The 26,099-nt window shown below is 67.8% G+C and carries 19 protein-coding genes; 13 read left to right on the forward strand and 6 right to left on the reverse strand.

Annotated elements, in window-relative coordinates; all coding sequences use genetic code 11:
• Positions 1 to 203: 203 nt before the first annotated feature.
• The 11 genes from glnA (at position 204) to H565_RS0112625 (ending at position 15,264) form a co-directional block, all read left to right on the forward strand.
• A complete protein-coding gene (gene glnA, locus H565_RS0112575; protein WP_034409544.1) occupies positions 204 to 1,580 on the forward strand; it encodes a type I glutamate--ammonia ligase in 1,377 nt (458 codons plus the stop codon).
• A 254-nt stretch (positions 1,581 to 1,834) separates the two neighbouring features.
• Positions 1,835 to 2,989, forward strand: a complete 1,155-nt coding sequence (locus tag H565_RS0112580; protein ID WP_027461344.1) for a branched-chain amino acid ABC transporter substrate-binding protein — start codon at positions 1,835 to 1,837, stop codon at positions 2,987 to 2,989.
• A 195-nt stretch (positions 2,990 to 3,184) separates the two neighbouring features.
• Complete coding sequence (locus H565_RS0112585) at positions 3,185 to 4,198, forward strand: branched-chain amino acid ABC transporter permease (RefSeq protein ID WP_027461345.1); 1,014 nt, start codon at positions 3,185 to 3,187, stop codon at positions 4,196 to 4,198.
• Positions 4,195 to 5,823, forward strand: a complete 1,629-nt coding sequence (locus H565_RS0112590) for a branched-chain amino acid ABC transporter permease (protein ID WP_027461346.1) — start codon at positions 4,195 to 4,197, stop codon at positions 5,821 to 5,823. The genes H565_RS0112585 and H565_RS0112590 overlap by 4 nt, the downstream gene beginning before the upstream one ends.
• On the forward strand, positions 5,820 to 6,623 hold the full coding sequence (locus H565_RS0112595) for an ABC transporter ATP-binding protein (protein WP_027461347.1): 804 nt from the start codon (positions 5,820 to 5,822) through the stop codon (positions 6,621 to 6,623). The genes H565_RS0112590 and H565_RS0112595 overlap by 4 nt, the downstream gene beginning before the upstream one ends.
• Positions 6,620 to 7,372 (forward strand): ABC transporter ATP-binding protein, encoded by a 753-nt coding sequence (locus tag H565_RS0112600; protein ID WP_051363608.1) that lies wholly within the window; start codon positions 6,620 to 6,622, stop codon positions 7,370 to 7,372. Before H565_RS0112595 ends, H565_RS0112600 begins: the two co-directional genes overlap by 4 nt.
• A gap of 127 nt (positions 7,373 to 7,499) precedes the next feature.
• Positions 7,500 to 8,534 carry a lipocalin family protein gene (locus H565_RS15410; RefSeq protein ID WP_051363609.1) on the forward strand — a complete coding sequence of 345 codons (1,035 nt, stop codon included), beginning with the start codon at positions 7,500 to 7,502 and terminating at the stop codon, positions 8,532 to 8,534.
• 88 nt (positions 8,535 to 8,622) lie between these two features.
• Positions 8,623 to 11,181, forward strand: a complete 2,559-nt coding sequence (clpB, locus tag H565_RS0112610) for an ATP-dependent chaperone ClpB (protein ID WP_027461349.1) — start codon at positions 8,623 to 8,625, stop codon at positions 11,179 to 11,181.
• A 168-nt stretch (positions 11,182 to 11,349) separates the two neighbouring features.
• Entirely contained in the window at positions 11,350 to 11,772 is a 423-nt protein-coding gene (locus H565_RS15415) for a DUF1622 domain-containing protein (protein WP_051363610.1), read from the forward strand.
• A 44-nt stretch (positions 11,773 to 11,816) separates the two neighbouring features.
• Entirely contained in the window at positions 11,817 to 14,324 is a 2,508-nt protein-coding gene (gene glgP, locus H565_RS0112620; protein WP_027461350.1) for an alpha-glucan family phosphorylase, read from the forward strand.
• Positions 14,325 to 14,433: 109 nt separating this feature from the next.
• On the forward strand, positions 14,434 to 15,264 hold the full coding sequence (locus H565_RS0112625) for an EamA family transporter (protein WP_051363621.1): 831 nt from the start codon (positions 14,434 to 14,436) through the stop codon (positions 15,262 to 15,264).
• 65 nt (positions 15,265 to 15,329) lie between these two features.
• Here the strand turns inward: H565_RS0112625 and pckA are convergent, their stop codons facing one another.
• The 3 genes from pckA to recN all read right to left on the reverse strand — a co-directional run bounded on the left by pckA (position 15,330) and on the right by recN (position 20,022).
• On the reverse strand, positions 15,330 to 16,913 hold the full coding sequence (gene pckA / locus H565_RS0112630; protein WP_027461352.1) for a phosphoenolpyruvate carboxykinase (ATP): 1,584 nt from the start codon (positions 16,911 to 16,913) through the stop codon (positions 15,330 to 15,332).
• 246 nt (positions 16,914 to 17,159) lie between these two features.
• Positions 17,160 to 18,254, reverse strand: a complete 1,095-nt coding sequence (locus H565_RS0112635; protein WP_027461353.1) for a protease complex subunit PrcB family protein — start codon at positions 18,252 to 18,254, stop codon at positions 17,160 to 17,162.
• Between the two features lie 85 nt (positions 18,255 to 18,339).
• Positions 18,340 to 20,022 carry a DNA repair protein RecN gene (gene recN / locus H565_RS0112640; RefSeq protein WP_027461354.1) on the reverse strand — a complete coding sequence of 561 codons (1,683 nt, stop codon included), beginning with the start codon at positions 20,020 to 20,022 and terminating at the stop codon, positions 18,340 to 18,342.
• 190 nt (positions 20,023 to 20,212) lie between these two features.
• Between recN and H565_RS0112645 the strand changes: the two genes are divergently transcribed.
• Both H565_RS0112645 and H565_RS0112650 read left to right on the forward strand, forming a co-directional pair.
• Positions 20,213 to 21,388 (forward strand): coiled-coil domain-containing protein, encoded by a 1,176-nt coding sequence (locus tag H565_RS0112645; protein ID WP_027461355.1) that lies wholly within the window; start codon positions 20,213 to 20,215, stop codon positions 21,386 to 21,388.
• 87 nt (positions 21,389 to 21,475) lie between these two features.
• On the forward strand, positions 21,476 to 22,225 hold the full coding sequence (locus H565_RS0112650; RefSeq protein WP_027461356.1) for a hypothetical protein: 750 nt from the start codon (positions 21,476 to 21,478) through the stop codon (positions 22,223 to 22,225).
• Positions 22,226 to 22,242: 17 nt separating this feature from the next.
• Here H565_RS0112650 and H565_RS0112655 read toward each other — a convergent pair whose 3' ends face one another.
• From H565_RS0112655 to H565_RS0112665, 3 genes are all read right to left on the reverse strand, one after another.
• Positions 22,243 to 23,244: an ABC transporter permease gene (locus H565_RS0112655; RefSeq protein ID WP_027461357.1), complete on the reverse strand. Its 1,002-nt coding sequence runs from the start codon at positions 23,242 to 23,244 to the stop codon at positions 22,243 to 22,245.
• A gap of 99 nt (positions 23,245 to 23,343) precedes the next feature.
• Positions 23,344 to 24,381: an ABC transporter permease gene (locus H565_RS0112660; RefSeq protein ID WP_027461358.1), complete on the reverse strand. Its 1,038-nt coding sequence runs from the start codon at positions 24,379 to 24,381 to the stop codon at positions 23,344 to 23,346.
• A 116-nt stretch (positions 24,382 to 24,497) separates the two neighbouring features.
• Entirely contained in the window at positions 24,498 to 26,075 is a 1,578-nt protein-coding gene (locus tag H565_RS0112665; protein WP_027461359.1) for an ABC transporter substrate-binding protein, read from the reverse strand.
• Between the last annotated feature and the right edge of the window lie 24 nt (positions 26,076 to 26,099).

The raw sequence follows: 26,099 nt of genomic DNA on the forward strand, positions 1-26,099 counted from the left end.
AACAGCTGCGCCGCCTGCGGTTGACCGGAGTATGGGGGGCAGCGTGCCGATTGGTCAACATTCACTGAACAGATTGCACGAAAATGACTATGCAGGCTGACTATCCGTCGGCATTTTGAGCAAAACGTTCTTCCGCAACATGACGAGATGTGGCGCAACGGCTGGGGACGCCGTATGGTGGCGTTCGGAGGCCACCTGCACCTATGACCCCTGCCCGCTCTGCTGCCGACCTGCCCGACGCCGCCCGCCGCTTGCTCGACCACCTCTCCGAGGAGGGCGTCGAGTTTCTGCGGCTTCAGTTCACCGACATCCTGGGCGCGACGAAAAACGTGGAGGTGCCGCGCTCGCAGTTTGAAAAGGCCCTGCGCGGCGACGTGACCTTTGACGGCAGCGCGGTAGAAGGCTTTACCCGCGTCGAGGAGAGTGACATGCTGCTCGCGCCCGACCTCTCGACCTTCCTGATTTACCCGCCCTTTTCCCCGGAGGACCGCGAAGGGGGGCGGGTGGCGCGGCTGATTTGCGACGTGACGTTGCCGGACGGCACCCCCTTTGAGGGGGACCCCCGGCGGGTGTTGCGGCGGCAGGTCGAGCGGGCGGCGGCGCTGGGCTTCGAGATGCTGGTGGGCACCGAGCCGGAGTTCTTCCTCTTCGAGCGCCCGGCTCCCGGCAGCGGCGGACGGCAGGGCACCGTGACGCACGACCGGGCGGGCTACTTCGACCTCGCGCCCGTCGACCGCGGCGAGCGCATCCGCCGGGAGATTACCCAGCACCTCGTGGGCATGGGGTTCGAGATTGAGGCGGCCCACCACGAGGTGGCGCCGGGCCAGCACGAGATTGACTTTCGCTACGCCCCCGCGCTGGAGGCCGCCGACCGCCTCGCCACCTTTAAGTTTGTTGTCAAGCGGGTGGCGCTGGAACACGGGCTGCTCGCGAGCTTTCTGCCCAAGCCCATCGCGGGGGTCAGTGGCTCTGGAATGCACTGTCACCTCAGCCTCATCCGCGGCGGCGGGAACGCCTTTGCGGACGCGGGGGCCGAAGACGGCCTCTCGGCTGTCGCCCGACAGTTCATTGCGGGCCTGCTGGAGCACGCGGGGGGCCTGGCAGCGGTCACCAATCCGCTGGTGAACTCCTACAAGCGGCTGGTGCCCGGCTTTGAGGCGCCGGTCAATGTCGCCTGGAGTACCGGAAACCGCTCGGCCCTGATTCGCATTCCGGCCAAACGGGGCGCTTCCACCCGCGCCGAGGTGCGGATGCCCGACCCCAGTTGCAACCCCTACCTCGCGCTCGCGGCCATGCTCGCGGCGGGCCTCGACGGCATCGAGCGCGAGCTGGAGCCGCCCCCCGCCATCGCCCGCAACATCTTCCGCATGACTGTGCGCGAAAAGCGGCACCACCGCATCCGCGACCTGCCGAGCGACCTGCGCGAGGCCGTCGACGAACTGGAGCGCGATGAGGTGCTGGCCGCCGCCCTGGGCGAGCACGTCATGGACCGCTACGTCACCGCCAAACGCGCCGAGTGGGCCGACTACAGCGCCGCCGTACACGCCTGGGAGCTGGAGCGCTACCTGGAACTGATTTGAGCGCCCCCCTAGGCAAGCTCGGCAGAGTTGGTTTCTCCCCCTCACAGGTGGGTCACGGATGGGCAAGGAGGGCCAGGATGCTCTTTTTGTTGCGCTGCGGCTCTTCGGCGCGCAACTCATGCCCTCTTCTTTGCTGGGAAAATTGTTTTTCTTGCTCGTTAAAAGATGAGGGGCGCATTGACTTCTCCTTTAGGCGTCTCTACAATCAGGCCACCCCACAACCGCGCGACGAGCGCATTCATACCGGAGGAAGCATGAAGAGCACTGCCCTGAGCCTGTCCGTGTTGGCCGCCCTCGCCCTGGGAAGCGCCAGCGCCCAGACCACCGTCAAGATTGCTACGCTCTCTCCGCTCTCCGGCGGACAGAGCGACCTCGGCACCCAGATTCGCAACGGTGCCCAGCTCGCCGTCAATGAATACCGGGCAGAGTTCCAGAGGCTGGGAATGAACCTGCAACTTGTCGCCTATGACGACCAGGCCGACCCCGCAACCGGCACCGCGCAAGCCCGCAAAATTGCCGCCGACCGCTCCATCCTGGCGGTGGTGGGCACCCTGAACTCTGGCGTGGCGATTCCCAGCAGCCAGGCGCTGGTCTCCAGCCGGGTGGCGATGGTCAGCCCGGCCAACACCGCCAACCAGGTCACCGACCGGGGCCTGAGCAACATGAACCGCATCGTCGCCCGTGACGACGCCCAGGGTCCGGCAGGCGCGAACTTCCTGGCAGACAACCTCAAAGCCAAACGGGTCTATCTGCTCAACGACAAGACCGCCTACGGCGAAGGCCTCGCCAAGGAAGTGGAAAAGGCCCTGAGGGCCAAGGGCGTGCAGGTCGTGGGCAACGAGGGTACGGAAGAAAAGAGCGACTTTTCCTCCATCATCGCCAAGATTCGGCTCCAGCGCCCCGACGCCATCTACTTTGGCGGCATCTACAACCAGGTGGGCGTCTTTATCAAGCAGCTGCGCGAAGCGGGCATCACCACGCCCGTGATGGGGGGTGACGGCCTCGACAGCGCCGAACTCGCCACCATCGCGGGCAAGGGTGCGACCAACATCTATTTCACGACCGTTGCCGCGCCCATTGACGCGCTCCCGGCGGCCAAGACCTTCGCCGCCAACTTCCAGAAGACCTTTAACGACCAGGCTCAGGGCTTCGCGGCCTTCGGGTACGACGCCGCCAAGGTGGTCTTGCAGGGCATCCTTGCGGCGTATAAGGCCAACGGCAACAAGGTCCCCAGCCGCCAGCAGGTCGAGACGGCGATTCGCAAGGGAACCTTTACCGGGCTGCTCTCCGGCACCGTCTCCTTCAACAGCGTGGGCGACCGCAAGAGTGCCACCCTGTACGTGATGAACGTGCAAAACGGCAAGTACAGCCTCTCGGCCCGTCTGCCCGTTCGCCCCGCCCGTCAATAAGTCCCGGCAGTCGGGGGCATACCTGCTTGCGGGGGCTGGGCCTTGAGCGCCCAGCCCTCTTGCTGTGGCCCCCGCAGGCAACGGTGAGCTGCGCTACCGTGCAGGCGGCTCCCTGCGCGGTCCGGTTCGCGCTGTTTGGTGCCGCCTTCTTTGCCCGCCCCAACCGGGGCACTCCCACCCGAAAGGAGCAGGACCTTGGATCTCGCCACACTGCTGCCATTTCTCGTGAACGTCATCGCGGGCGGCCTGGTGCTGGGCTTTGTGTACGCGATTATCGCGCTGGGGTACACCATGGTGTACGGCGTGCTCCAGCTCATTAACTTCGCCCACTCGGAGGTGTTCGTCACAGGTGCGGTTGTGGGCTTTGAGGTGTTCCGGGTGCTGACGCCCAGCCCCATGAACGGCTACCTCAAGCTCCTGATTGCGCTCCTCGCGGCGATGGTGATTTCGGGCTTGCTCAATGTGACCATCGAACGCTTGGCCTACCGCCCCCTGCGCAATGCCCCCCGGCTGGTGCCCCTGATTACGGCCATCGGCGTGTCGCTGATTTTGCAGGACGTGCTGCGCCTCATCGAGGGGTTTCAGGGCCGCTTCGACCTGACCTACACGCTGCCCGACGGCTTTTCCGGAAAGTTCTGCGGCGCGGAGAGCAGTTGCGCCGCCGTGGGGAGCACCCTTGCCCGGCTGGGCCTCGACCTTCAGCTCAAGGACGTCATCCTGATTGTCGTTGCGCTGCTCAGCCTCGCGGTCCTCAACTACCTCGTCAACCGCACCCGGCTCGGCAAGGCGATTCGTGCGGTCGCACAAGACCGGGTGACCGCCGGGCTGATGGGCATCGACTCGAACCGCATGATTTCCGCGACCTTCCTGATTGGCGGGGCACTCGGCGGCATCAGCGGGGTGCTCTTCGGCATGAAGTTTGGCACCGTCAATGCCTATTCCGGCTTTGACCCCGGCATCATCGCCTTTACCGCCGCCGTGCTGGGCGGCATCGGCTCGATTCCCGGCGCGGTGCTGGGGGGGTTGGCGCTGGGCGTGATTCAGAACCTCATCGGCGTGACGAACATCTTTGGTGGGCTGCTGGGCATCGCCAACCTCGAAGCGATTGACGCCTCCTATCAGCGCATCGGGGCCTTTATCGTGCTCGTGCTCATCCTCATCTTTAAGCCCACTGGCCTGCTCGGCAAGAGCAACGTGGAGAAGGTATGACGGCGGTGCATCCGGTTTCGCCCCGGCGGGTCACGCCCGACCGCACCGGGCTGCTGCTGTTGATTTTCCTGCTCACCAGCGCCCTGCTGCTGCTGTCGCACAACCGGGAGTGGCTCGGCACGCTGGGGGGCGTGGGGGCACTGCTGCGCAACCCCATCGTCGAAGCGGTCGTCGTGTCGCTCTTCTTGGCCAACATCCTCTTCGCGTACCTGTGGCGGGCCGCCCCGTGGGCCAAGGCGCTCGTCGGGCTGGGCAGCCTGCTGTTGGTGTTGCCGTGGGCCGGACAGGAAGACACCTCGCTGCTCGACCTGAGCATTCAAATCATGATTTTCGCGGCGCTCGCGCTGGGCCTCAATATCGTGGTGGGCCTCGCGGGGCTGCTCGACCTGGGCTACGTGGCGTTTTTTGCGGTGGGGGCCTACCTGTGGGGCATCTTTGCTAGCCCGCGCCTGGCCGAAATCCTGCGCTACTACGGCGAGAATCCCGGCGCGACGAATGCCGGAACCCTGGCGCTGGGCCTCTTTCTGACGGCGGTGACGGCGGCGAGCATGGTCGCCATCAACCGCCATCACCAACGGGTGCCGCCCACCCGCGCTTCCTCGTGGGGTTTTGGACTGGCGAGCTTTGGGCTGGTCGCGGGCCTGATTCTGAGCGCCCGCGCCCTGCTGGTGCTGAATGCCTTCCGGGCAGAGGGCCTCGCGAACGGCATTGACCCCAACTTCTTCTGGCTCTTCCTGGCCCTCAGCGTACTGGCCGCCGCCATCGTGGGGGTCCTCATTGGCCTGCCCGTGCTGCGGCTCAAGGGCGATTACCTCGCCATCATCACCCTGGGGCTGGGCGAGGTCATCCGGGTGCTGGCCAACAACCTCGACCTGTACTCGGCGGGGTCGCAGGGCATCACCCCCATCGGGAGCGCGTCGGTGGGGTGGTTTGACGCGCTGGCCGCCCGCCTGGGCTTTGCGGAAGACCAGTACGGACTGCTGTTCCTGTATGTGCTGTCGCTGCTGATGGTCGGCATCATCCTGGTGGTCAATGTGCGGCTCGACCGCTCGCGCATCGGGCGGGCCTGGATTGCCATCCGTGACGACGAGGTCGCGGCGCAGGCGATGGGCGTGCCGCTGGTACGGACCAAACTGATTGCCTTTGCGACGGGCGCGTCCTTTGCGGGCGTAATGGGCATGATTTTCGCGGCCAAACAGACCTTCGTGTCGCCGGAGAGCTTCAACCTGTTTCAGTCCATCGGCGTGCTGAGCATGGTGATTTTAGGCGGGATGGGGTCCTTTCCTGGCGTGATTCTGGGAGCGGCGGTGGTGACGCTGCTTAACCTGCGCATCCTGCCGGGCCTGGGCGAGGCGACGGCAAACCTGAGCTGGATTCCGCAGCAGGCCAATCCGGGGCAGCTCCAGCGCCTCATCTTCGGGGTCATCCTGGTGGCCATGATGCTGTTGCGCCCCGAAGGGCTGCTGCCCAGCCGCCGCCGCACGCTGGAGCTGCACCATGAGGGTGATCAGGAGGATGACAGCGCCAAGGGCACTGGGCCTTCTCTCACGGGCGGCGGCGGCGACGTCTACAGTCCCGGCCTGGAAACGCGCCAAGAAGACGAACCCGCAGGAGGAACCCGGTGACCACGCCCCTGATTCTCGACGTGCAGGGCCTCACCAAGACCTTTGGTGGCCTGACCGCCGTCAACGACGTGACCTTTGGCGTGCCTCAGGGCGGCATCATCTCGGTGATTGGGCCAAACGGGGCGGGCAAAACCACCTTTTTTAACCTCATCACCGGGATTTACGCGCCCGACCGGGGGACCATTCGGCTGGCGGGGCGCAACCTCGTGGGGCTGCGGCCCGACCAGGTGGCCGCGGCAGGGATTGCCCGCACCTTCCAGAACATCCGCCTGTTTTCTTCCATGACCGCAGAGGAAAACATCATGGTGGGCCGGCACAGCCGTCTGAAGTCCACTTTCCTCGACGCGGTGCTGCACACTCGCGGCTTCCACGACTCCGAGCGCGAAGCCCGCGAGACGGCGCGGATTATGCTCGATTTCGTGGGCCTGAGCAAATGGCGGAGGGAGCTGGCGACCAACCTCCCCTACGGCGACCAGCGCAAGCTCGAAATCGCCCGCGCCCTCGCGACCACCCCCAAACTGATTTTGCTCGACGAACCCGCGGCGGGCATGAACCCCCGCGAAACTGAGGACCTCAAGGCCTTGATTCGCTCTATTCGCGACGACCTCGGCGTAACGGTGGTGCTCATCGAACACGATATGCGGCTGGTGATGACCCTCTCCGAGAGCATCACCGTGCTGGACTACGGCACCAAAATCAGCGAGGGCCTGCCCCATCAGGTCCGCAATGACCCCGCCGTGATGGAGGCTTACCTGGGGCGCGGCGCGGCGGCTGGCGACTACGGCAAGGAGGCAAGATGACAGCGCCGCTGAGAGCGGGCGAGACGGGCGCGGCCCCGCTGCTGGAGCTGCGCGGCGTACACACCTATTACGGTCAGATTCACGCCCTCAAGGGGATAGATATGACCGTCAAAGAAGGCGAAATCGTCGCCCTGATTGGCGGCAATGGGGCGGGCAAGACGACCACCCTGCGCACGATCAGCGGGATGATGAAGCCGCGGGCCGGGCAGGTCATCTACGCCGGGCAGGACGTGACCGGCGTGCCTCCCCATACCCTGCTGGGCCGGGGCATCAGCCACGTGCCCGAAGGCCGCCGCATCTTTCCGCAGCTCACGGTGCGCGAAAACCTGGAGGTGGGGGCCTACTCGGTCACTGACCGGGCGCTCGTCGAGCAGCGCATTCAGGAAGGCTTCGCGCTCTTTCCCCGCCTGAGGGAGCGCGAGAACCAGCTCGGCGGCACCATGTCGGGCGGCGAGCAGCAGATGCTGGCGATTGCCCGCGCCCTGATGGTGAACCCCCGGCTCCTCCTGCTGGACGAACCCAGCATGGGCCTCTCGCCCCTCTTCGTGGAAGCCATCTTCGATATCGTGGGGACCCTCAACCGCGAGCGCGGGACCACCATCCTCCTCGTCGAGCAAAACGCGAGCATGGCCCTGGGCATCGCCCACCACGGCTACGTCCTCCAGACGGGCGAGATTCGCCTCAGCCGGGCCGCCGCCGAACTCGCCCGCGACGAGAGCGTCCGCAAGGCCTACCTCGGCGAGGAATAGACGGAATAGAGGAATAGCTCCGGCAGCTCAGGGCCGCCTCACCGCATGGGGGGCGGCCCCCCTTTTTTTGCACCCGGTTCATGGCCCTGCCCACCGCTCCGCCCGGTTAGAGCCGGTAAGGTCAACCATGCGACCCATCCGAGCCTTCCCCCTCGGCGCGGCGGCCTTCCTCCTCCCGGCCCTGCTCTCGGCCTGCTTGCCCCCACCGCAGGCGTTCGACCCGGCGCGGCTTCCGGCCCCCGCCGACCTGGGCGCGAAAAATGCGCCGATGGAGTGGTGGTACGTCTCAGGTTACCTGCCGGAGTCGGGGCTGGCCTTTCACTGGGCGCAGTTCAAGGTGAACTACCGGGGCATTCCCTATCACGCCGGGCACGTGGCGGTCACGGACTTGCGCACCGGACAGCTCAACTTCTACGAGAATGAGGCGCAGCAGGCCCGCTTCGGCTTTCCGCCGCTGCGGGTCGAACAGGGTGAGTGGCGGCTGCGGCAGGAGGGGGCAGCCTACACCTTGCGGGCCGGGCCGCTAAACCTCACACTGACCCCGCGCAAGGGGCCGGTGGTGCATCCGCCGGGGTATTCGGGCACGCCGGAGGTGGGGCGGCTGTACTACCAGAGCATTACCCGGCTGGACGTGTCCGGCACGGTGCTGGTGCCGGGCCGCGCCGGGGGCAGCGAGGTGCGGCCCGCGACCGGGCAGGCCTGGCTCGACCACCAGTGGGGCGACCAGCAGCCCGGTGCCCAGGCCCGCTGGGACTGGTTCGGCTTGCACCTCTCGGACGGCTCGGACCTGATGCTCTACCGGGTGCGAAACGCGGCGGGGGAGGTCGTGCAGGTCGCCGCCTCGCGGGTGGACCCGGCAGGAGTGGCGCGGGAGGTGCCGGGCGTGACCATGACGCCGGGCCGCATCTGGCGCAGCCCCAGCGGGCGCGACTACGTGCTGACCTGGCAGGTCACGGCCCCCGACCTCACCCTCAGTCTGGAGCCTCTGCGCGACGACCAAGAACTCCTCTCGCGCAACACCTCGGTCGCCTACTGGGAGGGGCCGGTGCGCGGTACGGGCACGTTCGCCGGGCAGCCCATCACCGCCGAGGGCATGGGTGAGTTCGTGGGCGGGCTGCTCACGCGGGCGGAGGGGGGGCGCTTCGTTCCCTCCGGGCGGTAGGCGCGACCTTCGTTACACTTCCAAAGACTCTAGAAACTTGACATGACTGCACTTAAGTCGCACAATAGGGGCACTTGAGGAGGTTCCCTTGAATCCCGAACGCTTCACCGAAGGAGCGCTGCAAGCTTTCGCGCAGGCCCAGCAAGCCGCCCAAGCCAACCATCAACAGACCCTCACCGTCGCCCACGTGCTGCGGGCGCTGCTGGACAACGACACCGCCGCCCGCGCCCTCACCTCGGCGGGGGGCGACCTGCGGGCCATTCGCGCGGCCCTCGACGCCGAACTCGCCAAGCTCCCGCGGGTGCAGGGCGCGGGCGAGAATCTCTACCTTGACCCCGCGCTGGGCCGCGCCCTGCAAGCCGCCGAAAAGGAAGCGGGGGCGCGGGGCGACAGCTTTATCGCCGCTGACACGCTGCTGCTCGCGCTGCGCGGCGAGAGCCGGACCCCCGGCCTGCCCACCGAAGCGGCCCTGCGCCAGGCCGTTCAAGAGACGCGGAAAGGAAAGACCGTGACCACGAAAACCGCTGAAGAGCAGTTCGACGCGCTGGCGAAGTACGGCACCGACCTCACGCAGCGTGCCCGCGACGGCAAGTTCGACCCGGTGATTGGCCGCGACGAGGAAATCCGCCGCGTGATGCAGATTCTGCTGCGCCGCACCAAAAACAATCCCGTCCTCATCGGGGAACCCGGCGTCGGCAAAACCGCGATTGCGGAAGGCCTCGCCATCCGCATCGTGAAGGGCGACGTGCCCGAAGGCCTCAGGAACAAGCGCATCGTCTCCCTGGAGATGGGCAGCCTCCTCGCCGGGGCCAAGTTCCGGGGAGAGTTCGAGGAACGGCTCAAGGGCGTCATCGAGGAGGTCGTGGCGTCGCAAGGGGAAATCATCCTCTTCGTCGACGAGATTCACACCATCGTCGGCGCGGGCAAGACCGAGGGCAGCCCCGACGCGGGCAACATGCTCAAGCCTGCGCTGGCGCGGGGCGAGTTGCACCTCATCGGCGCGACGACCCTCGACGAGTACCGCGAGATTGAAAAAGACCCTGCCCTGGAGCGGCGCTTCCAGCCCGTCTTTGTGGACGAACCCAGCGTGGAGGACACCATCTCCATCCTGCGCGGCATCAAGGAGCGCTATCAGGTCCACCACAACGTGGAAATCACTGACCCCGCCCTTGTCGCGGCGGCGCAGCTCTCGCACCGCTACATCACCGACCGCCAACTGCCCGACAAGGCGATTGACCTCATCGACGAGGCGGCGGCCCGGCTGCGCATGGCGCTGGAATCCAGCCCCGAACGCATCGACCAACTCCAGCGCCGCAAGCTGCAACTCGAAATCGAGCGCGAGGCCCTGAAGCGCGAAAAGGACCAGGATTCGCAGCAGCGCTTGCTCGACATCGAAGCGTCCCTCAAGGCCGTCACCGACGAGCTGAGCGAGGTCCGCAGCCGTTGGGAGGCCGAGCGCGGCGAGCTTCAGCTTCTGCGCGAGAAGCGCGAGGCCCTCGACGGGGTCCGCACCGAGATTGAGAAGGCGCGGCGCGAGTACGACCTTCAGAAAGCTGCCGAGCTGGAATACGGCACCCTGCCGCAACTCGAGCGCGAGGTACAGGAGCTGGAGCGCAAGCTCAAGGACGCCGAGTTCGCCCACATGGAGGTGACCGAAGAGGACATCGCCGCCGTCGTGAGCCGCTGGACGGGCATCCCGGTGAGCAAGCTGATGGAGGGCGAGCGCGAGAAGCTGCTGCGGCTCGAAGAACAGCTTCACAGCCGGGTGGTCGGCCAGGACCGCGCCATCGTCAGCGTGGCCGACGCGATTCGCCGTGCCCGTGCGGGCCTGAACGACCCCAACCGTCCCCTGGGCAGCTTCATGTTCCTGGGGCCGACGGGCGTGGGCAAGACCGAGCTGGCCAAGGCGCTCGCCGAGTTCCTCTTTGATTCTGCGGACGCGATGGTGCGCCTCGACATGTCCGAATACATGGAGAAGCACACGGTTGCCCGTCTCATCGGGGCACCTCCCGGCTACGTCGGCTACGAGGAGGGCGGTCAGCTCACCGAGGCCGTGCGGCGGCGGCCCTACTCGGTCATCCTGCTTGACGAAATCGAAAAAGCGCACCCGGACGTATTCAACGTGCTGCTGCAAGTCCTCGACGATGGCCGCCTCACCGACGGCCAGGGGCGCACGGTCGACTTCCGCAACACGCTGATTATCCTGACGAGCAACATCGGGTCACCCCTCATCCTGGAGATGCAGGCGCGGGGAGAGAGCGCCGAGGCCATCCGCGAGGCCGTGCTGGAAGAGTTGCGCGGGCACTTTAGGCCAGAGTTCCTCAACCGGGTGGACGACATCATCGTCTTTGACGCCCTCACCAGAGCCGACCTGCACCGCATCGTCGACATCCAGACCCAGGGCCTGCGCAAGCGCCTGGCCGAGCGCCGAGTCACCCTGCACCTGACCGACGCCGCCAAAGACCGCCTCGCCGTGATTGGGTACGACCCCGCCTTCGGTGCTCGGCCCCTCAAGCGGGCCATCGCCCGCGAAATCGAGACGCCGCTCGCGCGCGAGATTCTTTCGGGCCACGTCACCGACGGCAGCACCCTGACGGTGGACTACGACGGCCAAGGCTTCCGCTTCGAGACGGGTGTGCTGAACTGAGCCGCGCTGTGTGCTGACGGAGCTGCCGGGGACGGACCCAGTCCGTCCCCGGCAGCTCCCGCTGTGCTCGGCCTCAGGGCCTCTGCCCGCCGCCGGGTGGGGCGCTCTCTGGCCGGCGGCGGGCAGGCCAGGTGCCACGCTGTCATCCGGACGCGGTAGGCTGCGGTCATGTCCGAGGCAGCGGGATTCCTGGGGGGCTTCGAGGCCGTCGTGCGCCAAACCACCCTCTCCCTCGCTACCGGGGTGGAGGCCATCTGTGCTGTCATCGTGGGGTACGCGGTGCTGGAGACCCTGTGGCAGCTGGCAGCCCAGCACCGGCGCAGGGCGCAAAGGGCGGGGGCCGGGAGCATGGAAACCCTGCGCCTGCGCTTGGGGCACTGGCTGGCCCTGGTGCTTGAACTGCTGCTCGCCGCCGACATCCTCAAGACGGCGGTCGCCCCCACCTGGGACGACATCGGCAAACTCGCTGCCATCGCAGGTATCCGCACCGCCCTGAACTATTTCCTTGACCGCGAGGTTCGCGAGGAACAGCGGCTGCAAGCGGCACCCCCCGCGTTGCCCCCTCACCCGCTGCCGCACCACCCCCCCTGACGCTGTTGGGAATGCCCTGAGCTTTCAGTTAAGCTCAGCAGGTTATGAACGTTCTCGGTCAAGTTACCGTTCTCCCGGAGCTGCCGCCCGTGCTGTCGCGCCTCTCCGACCTCGCCTACAACCTCTACTGGTCCTGGACCCCGCACGCGCAGGCCCTGTACCGGGACCTCGACCCTGCGTTGTGGGAGCGCTTCCAACATAATCCGGTACGGCTGCTGCTGGAGGTGTCTCAAACCCGGCTCGACGAGGCTGCCGCCGACCCCGCCTATCTGGCGCGTTACCGGACGGTCATCGCGGACTTTGACGCCTACCTGAACAAGACGGAGACCTGGGCCAGCCGCCACGCGCCGGGGATGGCTCCGGTCGCCTACTTCTCGATGGAGTACGGCTTTCACGAGTCGCTGCCCATCTATTCCGGGGGCCTCGGCGTGCTGGCGGGCGACCACTGCAAGAGTGCCTCGGACCTGGGATTGCCCTTCACGGCAGTGGGGATGCTCTTTCACCAGGGGTACTTCCGGCAGATGCTCAACCGCGACGGCTGGCAGGAGGAGGCCTACGACGAACTTGACCTCACCACCCTGCCGCTGCGCCCGGCGAGGACCCCGGCAGGCGAGGAAGCCCGCGTGTCGGTGCGGATTGCTGGGCGCGACATCGCGGTTCGGGTCTGGGAGCTGCGGGTCGGGCGCATCCGGGTGCTGCTGCTGGACACCAACGTTCCCGAAAATACCGCCGAAGACCGCAAGCTGACCGCGCGGCTGTACGGCGGCAACCAGGAACTGCGCGTGCAGCAGTACGTGCTGCTGGGGGTCGCGGGGGTGCGGGCGCTGCGGGCGCTGGAGGTCCCGGCGGGGGTCTACCACATGAACGAGGGGCACGCCGCCCTGCTGGGGCTAGAGCGCATCCGCGAACTCGTCGCGGGCGGGCTGGATTTCCGCACCGCGACCGAGGTGGTGGCCAGCTCGACCCTCTTTACCACCCACACGCCCGTTCCGGCGGGCAACGACGCCTTTGCCTACGACCTGATGGACCGCTATCTCGGCGAGTGGCCGGGGCTGCTGGGCACCACCCGCGACGACCTCTACGCCCTCGCCCGCCACGACCAGCACTGGGATGGCCACTGGGTGCCCACCTTTTCCATGACGGTGTTTGCCCTCGCCCTGAGCCGGGCTGCCAACGGCGTCTCCGAGCTGCACGGCGAGGTCAGCCGCGACATGTGGAAGTTCCTCTATCCCGGTGCCGAAGCATCCGAGGTGCCCATCGGCCACGTCACCAACGGGGCGCACAACCTCACCTTTACCTCGCAGCCCATGCGCGACCTGCTCTCGACCGTGCTTCCGGAAGACTGGACCGAGCGCCTGGAGGATGAGGCGATGTGGGAGGCCGTCGAGCGCCTCACCGACACCCAACTCGCGGACGTGCAGCGCGAGATGAAGCGCGAGATGATTGCCTTTGTGCGCTCGCGGGTGCGCGAGCAGGGCCTGCGCAACGGGGCTTCCGCCGCCGACCTCGCCGCTGCCGACACGCTGCTCTCAGAAGACGCCCTCACCATCGGCTTTGCCCGCCGCTTTGCCACCTACAAGCGGGCCACGCTGCTCTTCCGCGACCGCGAGCGCCTCGCCCGCATCGTCAATGACCCAGAGCGCCCGGTGCAGTTCGTCTTTGCGGGCAAGGCCCACCCTGCTGATAACCCCGGCAAGGCCTTTATTCAGGAAATCTACCGGATGTCGCAACTGCCAGAGTTCCGGGGCCGTGTGGTCATCCTGGAAAACTACGACATGAATGTCGCGCGGCACCTCGTGCAAGGGGTGGATATCTGGCTGAACAACCCCCGCCGCCCCCTCGAAGCGTCGGGCACGAGCGGCATGAAGGCCAGCTTCAACGGGTCGCCCAACTTCTCCATCCTCGACGGGTGGTGGCGCGAGGGCTACGACGGCACCAACGGCTGGCCCATCGGCGACGAGCGCGAATACGCCGACCTGAACATTCAGGACGACGCCGACGCCCATAGCCTCTACACCACCCTGGAACGTGACATCGTGCCGCGCTACTACGGCGACCGGGCGGGCTGGGCGAAGGCGGTGCGCCGGGCCATCCGGACCGTCTCGCCGCGCTTTTCTATGCAGCGGCAGGTGATTGACTACGTGCAGGGGTACTACCTCCCCCTGACGGAGCGGGGGGGCACCCTGAGTGCGGGGCACGCCACCCGCGCCCGGCAGATTGCCGAGTGGAAGGCCTGGGTGCGTGCGCAGTGGCCGCACACCAGCCTCAGCGCGAGCGCCGACCTCCCCGCGACCGCTCACCCCGGCCAGAAGGTGGAGGTCCGCGCCCAGGTCAACCCCGCCGGTATCCGCCCGGAAGACCTGCGGGTCGAAGCTGTCTTTAAGCGCGGCGCCGAGCTGATTCGCTTCCCGCTGGAGCGCCAGGGCGACGGCCACTACCGCGCCGCCGTGCCCCTGCCGAGCAGCGGCCTGTACACCGTGGGCGTGCGGATGCTCCCGGTGATTGACGGCTTGAGCAACGAGCTGGAAGCGGGGCTGATGCGCTGGGCCTGAAGTGAGGAGGCAGTGGGCAGTCGGAAAAAGAAGACTTCAGCTCCCTGCCCCCTAGAATGCCCCCGTGCGCCTGCCCCCCTTGCCGCCCATCCCCTCGCTGCTCGTGGCCATGCTGAGCATTCAGGGGGGGGCGGCCTTTGCCAAATCGCTCTTTCCGGTGCTGGGGCCAGCGGGCACCACCGGGCTGCGGGTGACGCTGGCGGCGGGCTTGCTGGGCCTTGCCTTTCGGCCCCGCTTGCGCGAGCTGCCGTCCGCCGCGTGGCGGGCGATTCTGCCCTATGGGGCGGCGCTGGGCCTGATGAACCTCTCCTTCTACCTCTCGTTGACGCGCCTGCCCCTCGGCCTGGCCGTCACGCTGGAGTTTGTGGGGCCGCTGGTGCTGGCGCTGCTGCTCTCGCGCCGGGTACGCGACCTGGGCTGGGTCGCGCTCGCCGCGCTCGGCATCATCCTCATCGCGCCGCGGGGCGGGGTGGGGGAGGGGAGCCTCGACCCCCTCGGCGTGGCCCTCGCGCTGACCGCCGGGGCTTTTTGGGCGCTCTACATCCTGGCGGGGGGCGCGGTGGGGCGGCGGGTGCCCGGCGTGACCGGGGTGGTCGCGGGGATGACGGTGGCCGCTGCTGTCACCCTGCCCTTTGGCCTCGTACAGGCGGGCACGGGCCTGCTCGCGCCGGGTGCCCTCCTCGTGGGGCTGGCGGTCGCCCTGCTCTCCAGCGCCCTCCCCTACAGCCTGGAGATGGCGGCCCTCCGCGCTCTTCCCGCCCGTGTCTTCGGCGTGCTGATGAGCCTGGAACCCGCCATCGCGGCCCTGAGCGGCCTCCTCTTTCTGGGCGAGCGCCTGACGCCGGGGCAGTGGCTGGCGATGGGCTGCGTGATGGTGGCGAGCGCGGGGGTGACGCTGGGGGGAGCGCAGAAGGTGGCCGTGCCGGAGCCGATGAACTGAGGGGGAGGCCAAGCATCAAGCCCCAGCCGCAGCCGGGGCTTTTCCACTCGTCCTGAAAGCAACCTCTACCCGTGGTCCGGCATGCTCGCCGTCACCGCTGGGTCTACGCCATCTTCAAAGCGCTTAAAGTTCTCACGGAACATTCCGGCGAGCTTGCGGGCGGTGCGGTCGTAGGCGTCCTGGTCCGCCCAGGCCTGACGGGGGTTGAGGACCTCGGCGGGCACGCCGGGCACTTCGGTGGGAATCTCCAGGTTGAAAAAGGGTTCGCGCTCGAAGGCCACCCCGTCAAGCTTGCCGCTGAGGGCCGCGTGAATCAGGGCGCGGGTGTGGCGAATGCTCATGCGCTGGCCCACCCCGTACGGGCCGCCGCTCCACCCGGTGTTCACCAGCCAGACGCGCACGCCGTGTTCCTGCACTTTCTGGGCCAGCAACCGGGCGTATTCGCCGGGGTGCCGGGGCATGAAGGGTGCTCCAAAGCAGGTCGAGAAGGTAGGCTGCGGCTCGGTCACGCCCTGCTCGGTGCCGGGAATCTTGGCAGTAAAGCCGCTGATGAACTGGTACATCATCTGCTCTGGCGTCAGGCGGCTGAGGGGCGGCAGCACCCCGTAAGCGTCGGCGGTCAGGAAGATGATGTTGCGGGGATGCCCGGCCAGGCCCTCCTCCACGATGTTCTGAATCTGGGTGATGGGATACGCCGAGCGGGTGTTCTCGGTGAGGGAACCGTCGTCGAGGTCGGGCACCCCGTGCTCATCAAGAACCACGTTCTCCAGCACCGTGCCGTAGGTCCGCGTGGTCTGGTAGATGGCGGGTTCGGCTTCGGGGTTGAGGTGAATGACCTTCGCGTAGCAGCCGCCCTCAAAGTTGAAGATGCCCCGGTCACTCCAGCCGTGTTCATCGTCCCCGATGAGCCTGCGGTTGGGGTCCGCCGACAGGGTGGTCTTGCCCGTGCCGCTCAGCCCGAAGAAGAGGGCCACGTCGCCCTCCTCGCCCACGTTGGCCGAGCAGTGCATGGGCATCACGCCCCGTGCGGGCAGCAGAAAGTTCATCACGCCGAAGATGCCCTTTTTGTTTTCGCCCGCGTACTGGGTGCCCCCCACCAAAATCATCTGCCGGGTGAAGTTCACCAGGATGAAGGTCTCCGAGCGCACGCCGTCCTCGGCGGGGTCCGCCTTGAAGGAAGGCAGGTTGAGGATGGTCCACTGGGGTTCAAAAGCCTCGCGCTCGGCGGGGGTGGGCCGCACGAACATGTTCCGCACAAAGAGCGAGTGGTACGCCATCTCGGTGACGGCCCGCACGGAGAGGCGGTATTCGGGGTCGGTCCCGGCGAACACGTCCTGCACAAAGAGTTCGCGCCCCTCCGCGTAGGCGGTCATCTTCTGGAGCAATCGGTCAAAGACCTCCGAGGTGGTCGGCACGTTAAAGCCGCCCCACCACACCGTGTCCCGCGTGAGGTCGTCTTCCACGATAAAGCGGTCTTTGGGGCTGCGGCCCGTTTTGTCGGTGCGGACGGTCAGGGGTCCGGTCGCGGCCTGCACGCCCTCGCCAAGGCGAATGGCGGCGGCGTACAGCTCGTCGACGCCGGGGTTGTGATGCACGGTGGCGTTGCGAATGCCGAGGGCTTGCAGCAGGGGGGGCTGGATTAAGCTCATGGGGTCCTCCAAGAGGTTGGGCAGCAGGAATGTGACGTTGTAACCCAGGTATCCTGGCGCATGAAGCGGTTCCACACCAAACCTGCCCCCTGTCACATGGGCGGAAACAGCAGTCTTTCTCTCAGTCAGTCCAGCGAAGGCGGACGGGGGAGCGAGGCGGCCATCCCCCCGCCGCCAGCAGCCAGCTTCCAGCAGAAGGCCCCACCTGCTGGGGGGGGGTGGGGCGCTGGGACTGGGAAGGAAAAGTCAGCGGGTCTGGCCGTCTCCCCCGGTGCCAGGGCCGAGCTGAACCGGGCGTCCGGAGGGGTCGACAAGGCGCACGCTCTGGTAAACGCCGGGCACCCGCACGAGCGTCCAGGGGCTGGTGAGGGCCTGGGTGGTGATGGCTCCTGGTCCTGGTGCACGCAGCTCGACCGTCAGGATGAGGGTGCTGCCCTGCACCTCTGCTCCGGTGACCCGCACCCCGTACCCCCCAGTGGGCCGCTGGCCTAAAAAGACACCGACGACCGTCTCGCCCGCGCCCAGCGCCGGAATGCCGAGGGGACCCGTTTGGTTGCCATAGGCAATGCGGTACAGCGCATTGACGGCGCTTTGGGTGGTCGCGAGCTGAACGGCGGGGCCACTTTGGGCGGCGTTGGTGCCGCTGGCAAGTTCGGTCACGGTCACGCGGCCTCCGGCGGTGGGGGGCGAAGTCGGGGTGCTCGGCTGGGCCGCCAGGGTGGGCACCCCAGATTGGATGTAAAAGGCCGTGCGGCGGTACTCGGCGGGGGTCGGCTCCACCGTGAGGGGCGGGTCGGGCAGCAGGCCCTCCGGCACGACCGTCAGCGCAAGCGGCCCCTGCCCGGTGAGCGCCTGCGAGAGGGCGTCGGCCTCGGCGTCGGTGAGGTCGCCCGCCCCGCGCAGCCCACTCACTGGGAGGGCGGTAAGGTTGGCCCCGGCGCTGCCGCTGAGCCGCAACCAACTGCGTCCATCGGTGAAGTACACCGCCCCCCGCGCCTCGTTGACCGGCACCGAGAAGCGCCCCAGCGTGTCGCGGGTCACCACCAGCTTGGCGCTGACCGGAGAGGTCGGCAGGCGGTAGGTCGCCGCCCCATTCACGCTCAGGGTGCCCGGCAGGGCAAGGGGGTCACTGCGCTGGGGCCGCAGCTCCAGGGCCATCCCATTCACCTTGAAGCTGCCCCGGCCCCCCTCCAGCGCTCCGTACACCCACACGATGCGCTCCTGGGTGCCGCCATAGAGCGCCACCTCATGCACCCGCAGCGAGCCGGGGCGGGCCACCTGACAGCCCGCCAGCAAGCCCGTGCCGAGCAGGAGGGCAGCCCCCATCTTTGTCTTCCTCATGACGTTCAGCTTATGGGGGCCGTCTGACCGAGGACTGAAGGTGGCCTTGACCAACTCCCCACCTCCCCACTCGTCCCCTCGCCCGTCAGCCCCCGGCGAGCAGCTCGCGGGCGTGCGAGAGGGCGGCTGCGGAGGTGTTCCCGCTCAGCATGCGGGCGATTTCCGTGAGGCGCTCGTTGGTGCTCAGCAGGCGCACGCGGCTGACTGTACGTCCGTCTTCGACCCGTTTTTCGACCTTGTAATGATGGTCGGCGCGGGCGGCAATCTGCGCGAGGTGGGTGACCACGAGCACTTGCCGCCCCCCCGCCGCCAGCCCCGCGAGCTGCGCCGCCACCGCGAGCGCTGCCGCCCCGCCGATGCCTGCGTCCACCTCGTCAAAGACCACTGTGGGGGTGTCGGCCCCCAGGACCGTAGAGATGGCAAGCATCACCCGCGACAGCTCGCCGCCCGACGCCACGTCGGCGAGAGGACCGAGGTCCTCGCCGGGGTTGGCGGTAAAGAAGAGGGCCACGTCGCTCAGGCCCGCCGGACCGGGGGCAGCCAGGGGGGACAGCCGAAACTCCAGCCGAGCGTGCGGCATCCCCAGCTCGCGGACGACCGCGGCGAGCTGGGCGGCAAGCGGCCCCGCAGCCTTCTGCCGCGCCCGGTCGAGCGCCTCGCCCGCCCGCACAACCTCCTGGCGCTGCCGCTCGACCTCCGCTTCCAGGCTGCCCGCATCCTCCTCGTCGCGGGTGAGACGCTCCAGGTCGGCCTGCGCTTCCGCGTAAAAGGCGAGCACGTCTTCTAAGGTCGGGCCATACTTGGCCCGCAGCTTGCCCAGCGCGGCGAGGCGGCCCTCGACCCGTGCGAGTTCTTTCGGGTCGGGGGCACTGTCCTCGGCCACCCCGCGCAGCTCGCCGACGACCGCTTGCAAGGCACTCAGGGCCTCGCGCAGGTCGCGCTGAAGCTGAGCGCTCGTCTCGTCGTACCGCGCCCCCGCGTTCAGCGCCCTGACCGCTTCGGCCATCAAGCTGACAGCATTCGTTTCGCCCTCTGAGAGCAGCTCCAGCGCTCCTGCGGCCCCCTGCGCGATGGTCTCCAGGTTGGCGAGGCGGCTGAGTTCGGCGCTGAGGGGTTCTTCCTCGCCGGGCTGGGGCGACACTTCCTCAATCTCGCGCACCTGATAGGCGAGCAAGTCGAGCTGCCGCGCCCGCTCGCGGCCCTGCGCCCGCAGCGCGTCGAGCCGGGTGCGGGCCTCGCTCCAGGTGCGGTAAGCCGCCGCGTAAGCTGCCGCCTCGCCGGGCACTTGGCGGTCAAGCAGCGCCCGCTGCCGCGCTGGGCTGAGCAGGGTCACCGCGCTGTGCTGCCAGTGAATCGTCAGCCGCTCGCCCGTCCACTCGCCCAGCTCGCGGACGCTGACCGGCTCGCCGTCCAGCCGAGCAGTGCCGCGCCCCCCGGCGGTCACCCGGCGGCTGGCGCTGAGTTCCTCCCCGCCTTCTTCCCAAAAGCCCGCAACCAACAGGTTCTCCTCGCCCGTGCGGATGAGGTCGGTATTGGCGCGGGTCCCCAGCAGCAGCCCCAGCGCGTCCACGATGATGCTTTTGCCCGCGCCCGTCTCGCCCGTGAAGGCTGAAAAGCCGGGCCGCAGATCCAAGGCGAGGTCGCGGATGGTGGCGAGGTGCCGCACCTCCAGGCGGCGGAGCAGCGTTGGGGTGGGCGCGGACACATGGGGGGCCTCCCGCACGGCGGGCACGGGGGCGACCTGGGGAGTGCGGGCCTTGCGGGTCACGCCCCCCAGTCTAGAGCGGGATTCCGGGGGCAGAGTGCAACGGGTTTCCCCAAGCGGGGACGAACCATGAAATCCACGTTACGCTTGCCCCACACTCCCCGGCGGCGCGGCACCGACAATAGGGCCGCGTGCTTCCTCCGGCGGGCCGTTACCGCCGCCCGCAGAGGAGCAAAGACGAAAGGAGTTTCCCATGAATCATGACGCCTCCAGGAACCAGAGGGAACACCTCCATCTCTCCCTCAGCCTGCCCAACCTGCTGCTCATAGGCGGCCTCGCGGCCCTTGCCCTGAACAGCGAATCACGCCGCCGGGTGCTGAGCGGCACCAAGCAGCTCGCCGCCGCCGCCAGCCACACCCTGGAAGACACGGTCAAGCCAGCCCTGGCGAGCGCCGCCGAAGGCGCCACCCAGGCCGCGCAAGCCGCCGTGCACAAGGGCAGCGAAGCCGTGCAGACCCTGCGCGAGGAAGTGCCGGGCCGTGCCCATCACCTGCTGGAAACCGTGCAGGAGGTTGCCGGGGCCGCCGCGAGCACGGTCGCGAAAGGGGCCGCCGACCTTTCGCACGCCGCCGCCGACCTCGCCGAGGAAGGTCGCGAGGGAGCCGCGCAGGTGGCGCTGGGCGCGAAGCATCAGCTCGCCCGCGAGGTACGCGGAGCCAAGCGGGAAGGCCAAAAGGCTCTGGCTCAGGCGAGCCGCCAGGCCCAGAGCGCCCGTCAGGAGGCCGAACGCCGCCTCGCCCGCGCTCGTCACGAGGCCGAACGCGAACTGAAAGCGGCCCGCCGCCATTGGAATCAGGCTCACCTGGAGCGCGAGGTTGAAAAGCGGCTCGCCCCCCTGCAAAAGCAGGTGCGCCGCGAACTCGCCCAACTGGAAAAGCAGGGCAAGGCCAAGGCCCGCGCTCGCCATGACCTGCACGACCTCCAGCACAACTTCGGCTCCACCCGACAAGCAAGCGCGGGGAGCGGCTTCGGCGGGGCGACCGCGCTGATGGCCCTCGCCGGGGGAGCCGTCGTGCTGGCCCGCGTGCCCGCCGCTCGCCGGGGCATCCTCAAAGCTGTGGAGACCGTCAGCCCGGAGGCCGCCGAGCGCCTGCACAAATTTAGCCGTCAGGCCCGCAATCTGGTGGGGTCCATGTGGCTCGAAAGCCTCGACGAGGGGGGTCCGGCTCCGGCCCCCGCGCCCGCCAAGCCCGCCGCCGCTGCCCCAACGACCGACGCGGCCACCGCCCACGCCGCTGCCGGAACGGCCACCGCACCCGCCGACGCGGGCACGAGTGGCGCAACCTGGGGCGGCTCGCCCGCGCCCGACTCCGCAGCCGTGAGCGGAGCCACCCAGGGTGACGGCTCGAAGCAGGGCGACCAGCGCTAAGCCCCCCATCCCCACCCCATTGGTCCGCTGCCGCCTCCACACCTTGGGGGCGGCGCTTTCTCGTGGCCGGGCGCTACACTGCCCCCAATGCGCCCCGTCCGTGACGCTCCCCTGGCCCTCATCGGGTATTCCGCCGACGCCGCCCGCGCCCTGCGGGGGGCTGGCCTGCTCGCCGTGCCCGTTCCCGACGACGACCCCGCCGCCGTGCTGGAGGCTTGCCGCACCCTGCGCTTTATCGGGGCGCTCGTGCACCCTTCCCGCGAGGTGGCCCTCGCCGGGTATCTCGACCTTGACCCCGAAGCCCGGCGGGCCGGGCGGGCCGATGCGGTGGCCTTCGGCGTGGGAGCACACGGCACCTACGCCCTGGCAGACGCGCTGAAAGACGCCCTGGAGCTGAGCGGCTACGCGGCTTATGGGGCGGGGGCGCTGCTGCTCGGCTCTGGGGCAGACCTCGCCCTCGCCCTGCCGCTGCTGCGCCTGGGCTTTGGCAACGTGGGCATTGTGGCCGACTCGTACTCCGAAGCCGAGCGCTTTGCCCGCGACGTGCCCGCCGGGGTCCGCGCCTTTGCGGTGGGGCGGCGCGACTCGGCCCTCGCTTCCCTCTCCGAGCGGGCTGACCTGATTGTGCTCACGGGTGGCCCCATCCCCCCCGGCCTCTTGCAGCCCTATCACACCCTGGTGGACCTCACCGGACAGGTGAGCACCGGGCACAGCGGCGCGGCGCGGCTCGACCTCGTCCGCTTGCCAGAGCTGCGGCTGGGGCGTCAGCTCCTGCACGCTACCGGGCAGCGCTACCGCCCCGAAGACCTGAGCGACCTCGTGGCGGCGCTGGCCTAGCCTCTGGCACTTTCCCGTTATTGCGTGCTGCGGGGGTCGAGCACGTCGCGCAGGCCGTCGCCGAGCAGGTTGAACCCCAGCACCGTCAGGAAGATGGCCAGGCCCGGAAAGACCATCGTCCACGGGGCGTCCACGTAGTATTGCCGCGAGTCGCTAATCATGGTGCCCCATTCGGGCAGCGGCGGCTGCGCTCCGATGCCCAAGAAGCCCAGCGCGGCGACCTCGATGGTCGCGGTTGCGATGCTGAGTGCCCCCTGCACGATGAGGGGCGAGAGGCTGTTGGGCAGCACGTGCCGGAAGACCATGCGGCCCTGGCTGGCCCCCAGCGCCCCCGCCGCCTGCACGAACTCGCGCTCGCGCACGCTCAGGACCACCGAGCGGGCGAGGCGCAGGTAGACGGGTACCTGCACCAGCGACACCGCCAGCATCGCCGTGACGAGCTGCGGACTGTTCAGCGCGAAGAGGCGGTCAAGCGCCGCAACGAGGAAGGGTGGATTGTCGCTGGAAAAGATGCTCGCAAAGCCGATGGCCAGCAGGATGGACGGGAAGGCGAGCATCACGTCGCTGAGGTACCCGGTCATTGTATCCAGCAGGCCGCCGAAGTAGCCCGACAGAATGCCCAGCAGGGTCCCGACGAGCAGGGCGAGCACCGTGCTCACCACGCCCACCTTGAGGCTGAGCTGCGCCCCATGCAGGACGCGAGTGGCGACCGAGCGGCCCAGGTTGTCGGTGCCCAGGGGCGCTTTCCAGAGGTTGACCTCTCCGGTCACGGGGTCGCGGTACGTCTCGGCGACCTCCGGGTTCCACAGGGCAGCCACCGAGGGAGGCTTAAGGTTGAGGCGGTAGTCCCGGTCAGTGGTGGGGTCGTAAGGCACCAAAACCGGGGCGAGCAGCGCCAGCAACACGAATGCGGCCACGATGGCCGCGCCCACCTTGCCGGGTGCCGAGCGGCGAAAGCGCCGCCAGAAGATGCTGGGGGGGCGCCGAGCAGCGGTGTGGGGAGGGGAGAGGGTGGTCATGGAATACCTCGGTGCGGAGTTGGCAGAACGTGAGAGCGGGAGGGGGAAACAGCCTTAGCCGGAGCCGAGCCTGTTGAGGGACCACGGACCACTCCCCACCTACCGGTATTGAATGCGCGGGTCGAGCGCCGCGTAGCTGAGGTCGACGAGCAGATTGACCACGCTGACGACGAGCGCGGCGAAAATCACCCCGCCCTGAATCACTGGATAGTCGCGCTGACTGATGGCCTCATAGACCCACGACCCCAGCCCCGGCCAGGAGAAGATGGTCTCGGTGAGGACTGCGCCCCCCAGCAGCGCCCCCGCCTGCAACCCCACCACGGTCACGACCGGCAGCAGGGCGTTGCGCAGGGCGTGCTTGATGGTGACGTGACGGGGGGCGAGGCCCTTGGCGCGGGCGGTACGCACATAGTCTTGCCCCAGCACCTCCAGCAGGCTGGAGCGCGTGATGCGGGCGATGATGGCCAGCGGGATGGACCCCAGGGCCACGGCAGGCAAGATGAGGTGCCGCACCGCGTCCCAGGCAGCGGCGGGCTGCCCGCGCAGCAGGGCGTCCAGGACATAGAAGCCGGTGATGGGTTCGATGGAGTACTCGTTGCCCAGCCGCGCCGAGGGCGGCAGCCAGCCCAGCTGCACCGCAAAGAAATACGACAGCAACAGCCCCAGCCAAAACACGGGCATGCTGACGCCCACCAGGCTGACGGTGGTGGCGGCATTGTCCCAAAAACTGTTGCGCCGCAGCGCCGCCACGATTCCAGCGGGGAGGCCCACCACCAGGGCGAACAGCAGCGCCGCTACACTCAGCTCGGCAGTGGCCGGAAAGCGCGAGGCAAGTTCTTCGCGCACCGGGATGTTGCTCTTGAGGCCGCTGCCCAGGTCGCCCCGCAGCAGTTGCCCCACATAGCGCGGGTACTGCGCGTCCAGCGGGTTGGTGGGGTTGCCGAAGTTAATGAACCAGGGTTTGTTCAGTCCCAGTTGCTCACGCAGGGCCGCCGCCGCTTCTGGGGTGGCCCGCTCGCCCAGCAGGGCGGTCGCCGGGTCGCCGGGAATGGCCCGCACGAAGGCGAACACCACCACGCTGATGCCCAGCATGACCAGCAGGGTCCGCAGCAGGCGGCGAATGACGTAACTGCCCAAAATCGGCTCCTCTCGTGAATGGGGCGAGCCAAGGAGAGCGCGGGACGGGCTTATTCCGAAGCTGCCCGTGGCCCCGCGCTCTTTCCCCGCTCAGTTGTGCGGCTTGTGGGGACGGCTTAGCGCTTGCCCACCAGCGAGATGTTGTTAAAAGCTTCGCTGCCCAGCGGGCTGGGCACCCAGCCACGGACATAGGTGCGGGCAGCGGCCAGCGGCTGGCTGTGCACGATGGGGAGGCGGTAGTTGGCCTTGTAGGTGATTTCGTGCAGTTGCGCGTACACGCGGGCCTTGTCGGCGCGGCTCACGGCGGCGCGGCCCTGTTCGAGCAGGCGCTGGAGTTCGGGCGGATTCCAGTTGATGTCGTCGCTGGCCGAAGGGCCGTAGTACGCCCCGTAGAAGTTGTCGGGGTCGCCGTAGTCGCCGGTCCAGCCAATCATGTACATGTCGAAGCCGGGTTCCTTGTTGCGGTCTTCGAGGTACTTGGCCCAGTCCTCGGTCTTGAGGTTGACCTTGATGCCGATGGCGCTGAGGTCGGCGGCGATGGCTTCCGCGATGGGCTTGGGCGTCGGGAAGTACGGGCGGCTGACCGGCATGTACCACAGGTCGATAGAAAAGCCGTTGGGGTAGCCCGCTTCTGCGAGCAGGCGCTTGGCCGCTGCGGGGTCGTACCGGTAGGTGGCCGGCACATTCTTGGAGTTGGCCCAGGCGAGCACCGGGGGCAGGAACGACGCGTTGGTGATGCCCAGCCCGTTCCAGAAGGCGTCCACAATGGCCTTGCGGTTGATGGCCATGGAGATGGCCTCGCGGACCTTGTCGTTCTTGAGGTACTGGTTGCGATTGTTAAGGCTCAGGAAGCCCACGTTAAAGGAGGGCTTTTTCACCGCCACGAGGTTGCGGTCCGCCTGTATCGACTTCAGCGCGTCGGGCGTGAGGTCGGACGTAAAGTCGATGGTGCCCGCCTTCAGCTCGTTCAGGCGCTGCGAGGCGTCCTTGATGGCGCGGATAACCAGGCCGTCCACCTTGGGCTTGTTGCCCCAGTAGTTCCGGTTGGGGGCCAGGGTCACCCGGTCGCCGGTGCGCCAGCTCTGGAAGATGAAGGGACCAGTGCCGACCGGCTTGCTGGCGGGGGTGCCGTACTTGGCCCCCTCCTTCTTGATGGCCGTGGGGCTGGCGATGCCGAAGTAGCCGGAGCCAATCACTTCGGGAAAGACGCTCGACGGCTTGTTGAGGTCAAAGCGCACGGTGGTGTTGTTCACCTTGACGATGTTCTTCACGACCGAGGTGGCGTCGCCCTTGTAGCCGCCCAGAAGCTGACCCCAGATTTCAAAGGTGCGGCCCTGGTTGCGGAAGCCTTCGGGGTGCTTGGGGTCCCACCAGCGGCTGAAGTTGTACACGACCGCGTCGGCGTTAAAGGGCGTGCCATCGTGGAACTTCACGTTCTGGCGCAGGGTAAAGGTCCAGCTCGTCGCATTGGCGTTGCTGGTCCATTTGGTGGCGAGGCCGGGTTCGGGGTCAGTGGTGCCGTCTTTGAAGTTCACCAGCGTGTCGTAAATCTGGTGCTGCACCAGAATGCTGATGCCGTCCGTGATGTTGCCCGGCTCTAGGCTGACCGGGTCGCCGTTGGCTCCGTACACGAGGGTTGCGGCCCCCGCCGTCGGCAGAATGGTGAGCAGGGCAGTCAGCAGCAGTTTTTTCATGGACCCTCCGGGAACGCCGCCCAG

The organism is Deinococcus murrayi DSM 11303 (assembly GCF_000482805.1).
In the GTDB taxonomy this organism is placed as follows: Bacteria; Deinococcota; Deinococci; order Deinococcales; family Deinococcaceae; genus Deinococcus; species Deinococcus murrayi.

Excerpts from the sequence above, each read along its gene's own strand:
- H565_RS0112650 (WP_027461356.1), top strand. The coding sequence starts at position 21,476 with ATGCGCCCCGTCCGTGACGCTCCCCTGGCCCTCATCGGGTATTCCGCC.
- H565_RS15410 (WP_051363609.1), top strand. The coding sequence starts at position 7,500 with ATGCGACCCATCCGAGCCTTCCCCCTCGGCGCGGCGGCCTTCCTCCTC.
- H565_RS15415 (WP_051363610.1), top strand. The coding sequence starts at position 11,350 with ATGTCCGAGGCAGCGGGATTCCTGGGGGGCTTCGAGGCCGTCGTGCGC.
- H565_RS0112665 (WP_027461359.1), bottom strand. The coding sequence starts at position 26,075 with ATGAAAAAACTGCTGCTGACTGCCCTGCTCACCATTCTGCCGACGGCG.
- H565_RS0112590 (WP_027461346.1), top strand. The coding sequence starts at position 4,195 with ATGACGGCGGTGCATCCGGTTTCGCCCCGGCGGGTCACGCCCGACCGC.
- glnA (WP_034409544.1), top strand. The coding sequence starts at position 204 with ATGACCCCTGCCCGCTCTGCTGCCGACCTGCCCGACGCCGCCCGCCGC.
- H565_RS0112600 (WP_051363608.1), top strand. The coding sequence starts at position 6,620 with ATGACAGCGCCGCTGAGAGCGGGCGAGACGGGCGCGGCCCCGCTGCTG.
- H565_RS0112635 (WP_027461353.1), bottom strand. The coding sequence starts at position 18,254 with ATGAGGAAGACAAAGATGGGGGCTGCCCTCCTGCTCGGCACGGGCTTG.
- H565_RS0112655 (WP_027461357.1), bottom strand. The coding sequence starts at position 23,244 with ATGACCACCCTCTCCCCTCCCCACACCGCTGCTCGGCGCCCCCCCAGC.
- glgP (WP_027461350.1), top strand. The coding sequence starts at position 11,817 with ATGAACGTTCTCGGTCAAGTTACCGTTCTCCCGGAGCTGCCGCCCGTG.
- H565_RS0112580 (WP_027461344.1), top strand. The coding sequence starts at position 1,835 with ATGAAGAGCACTGCCCTGAGCCTGTCCGTGTTGGCCGCCCTCGCCCTG.
- H565_RS0112645 (WP_027461355.1), top strand. The coding sequence starts at position 20,213 with ATGAATCATGACGCCTCCAGGAACCAGAGGGAACACCTCCATCTCTCC.
- H565_RS0112625 (WP_051363621.1), top strand. The coding sequence starts at position 14,434 with ATGCTGAGCATTCAGGGGGGGGCGGCCTTTGCCAAATCGCTCTTTCCG.
- pckA (WP_027461352.1), bottom strand. The coding sequence starts at position 16,913 with ATGAGCTTAATCCAGCCCCCCCTGCTGCAAGCCCTCGGCATTCGCAAC.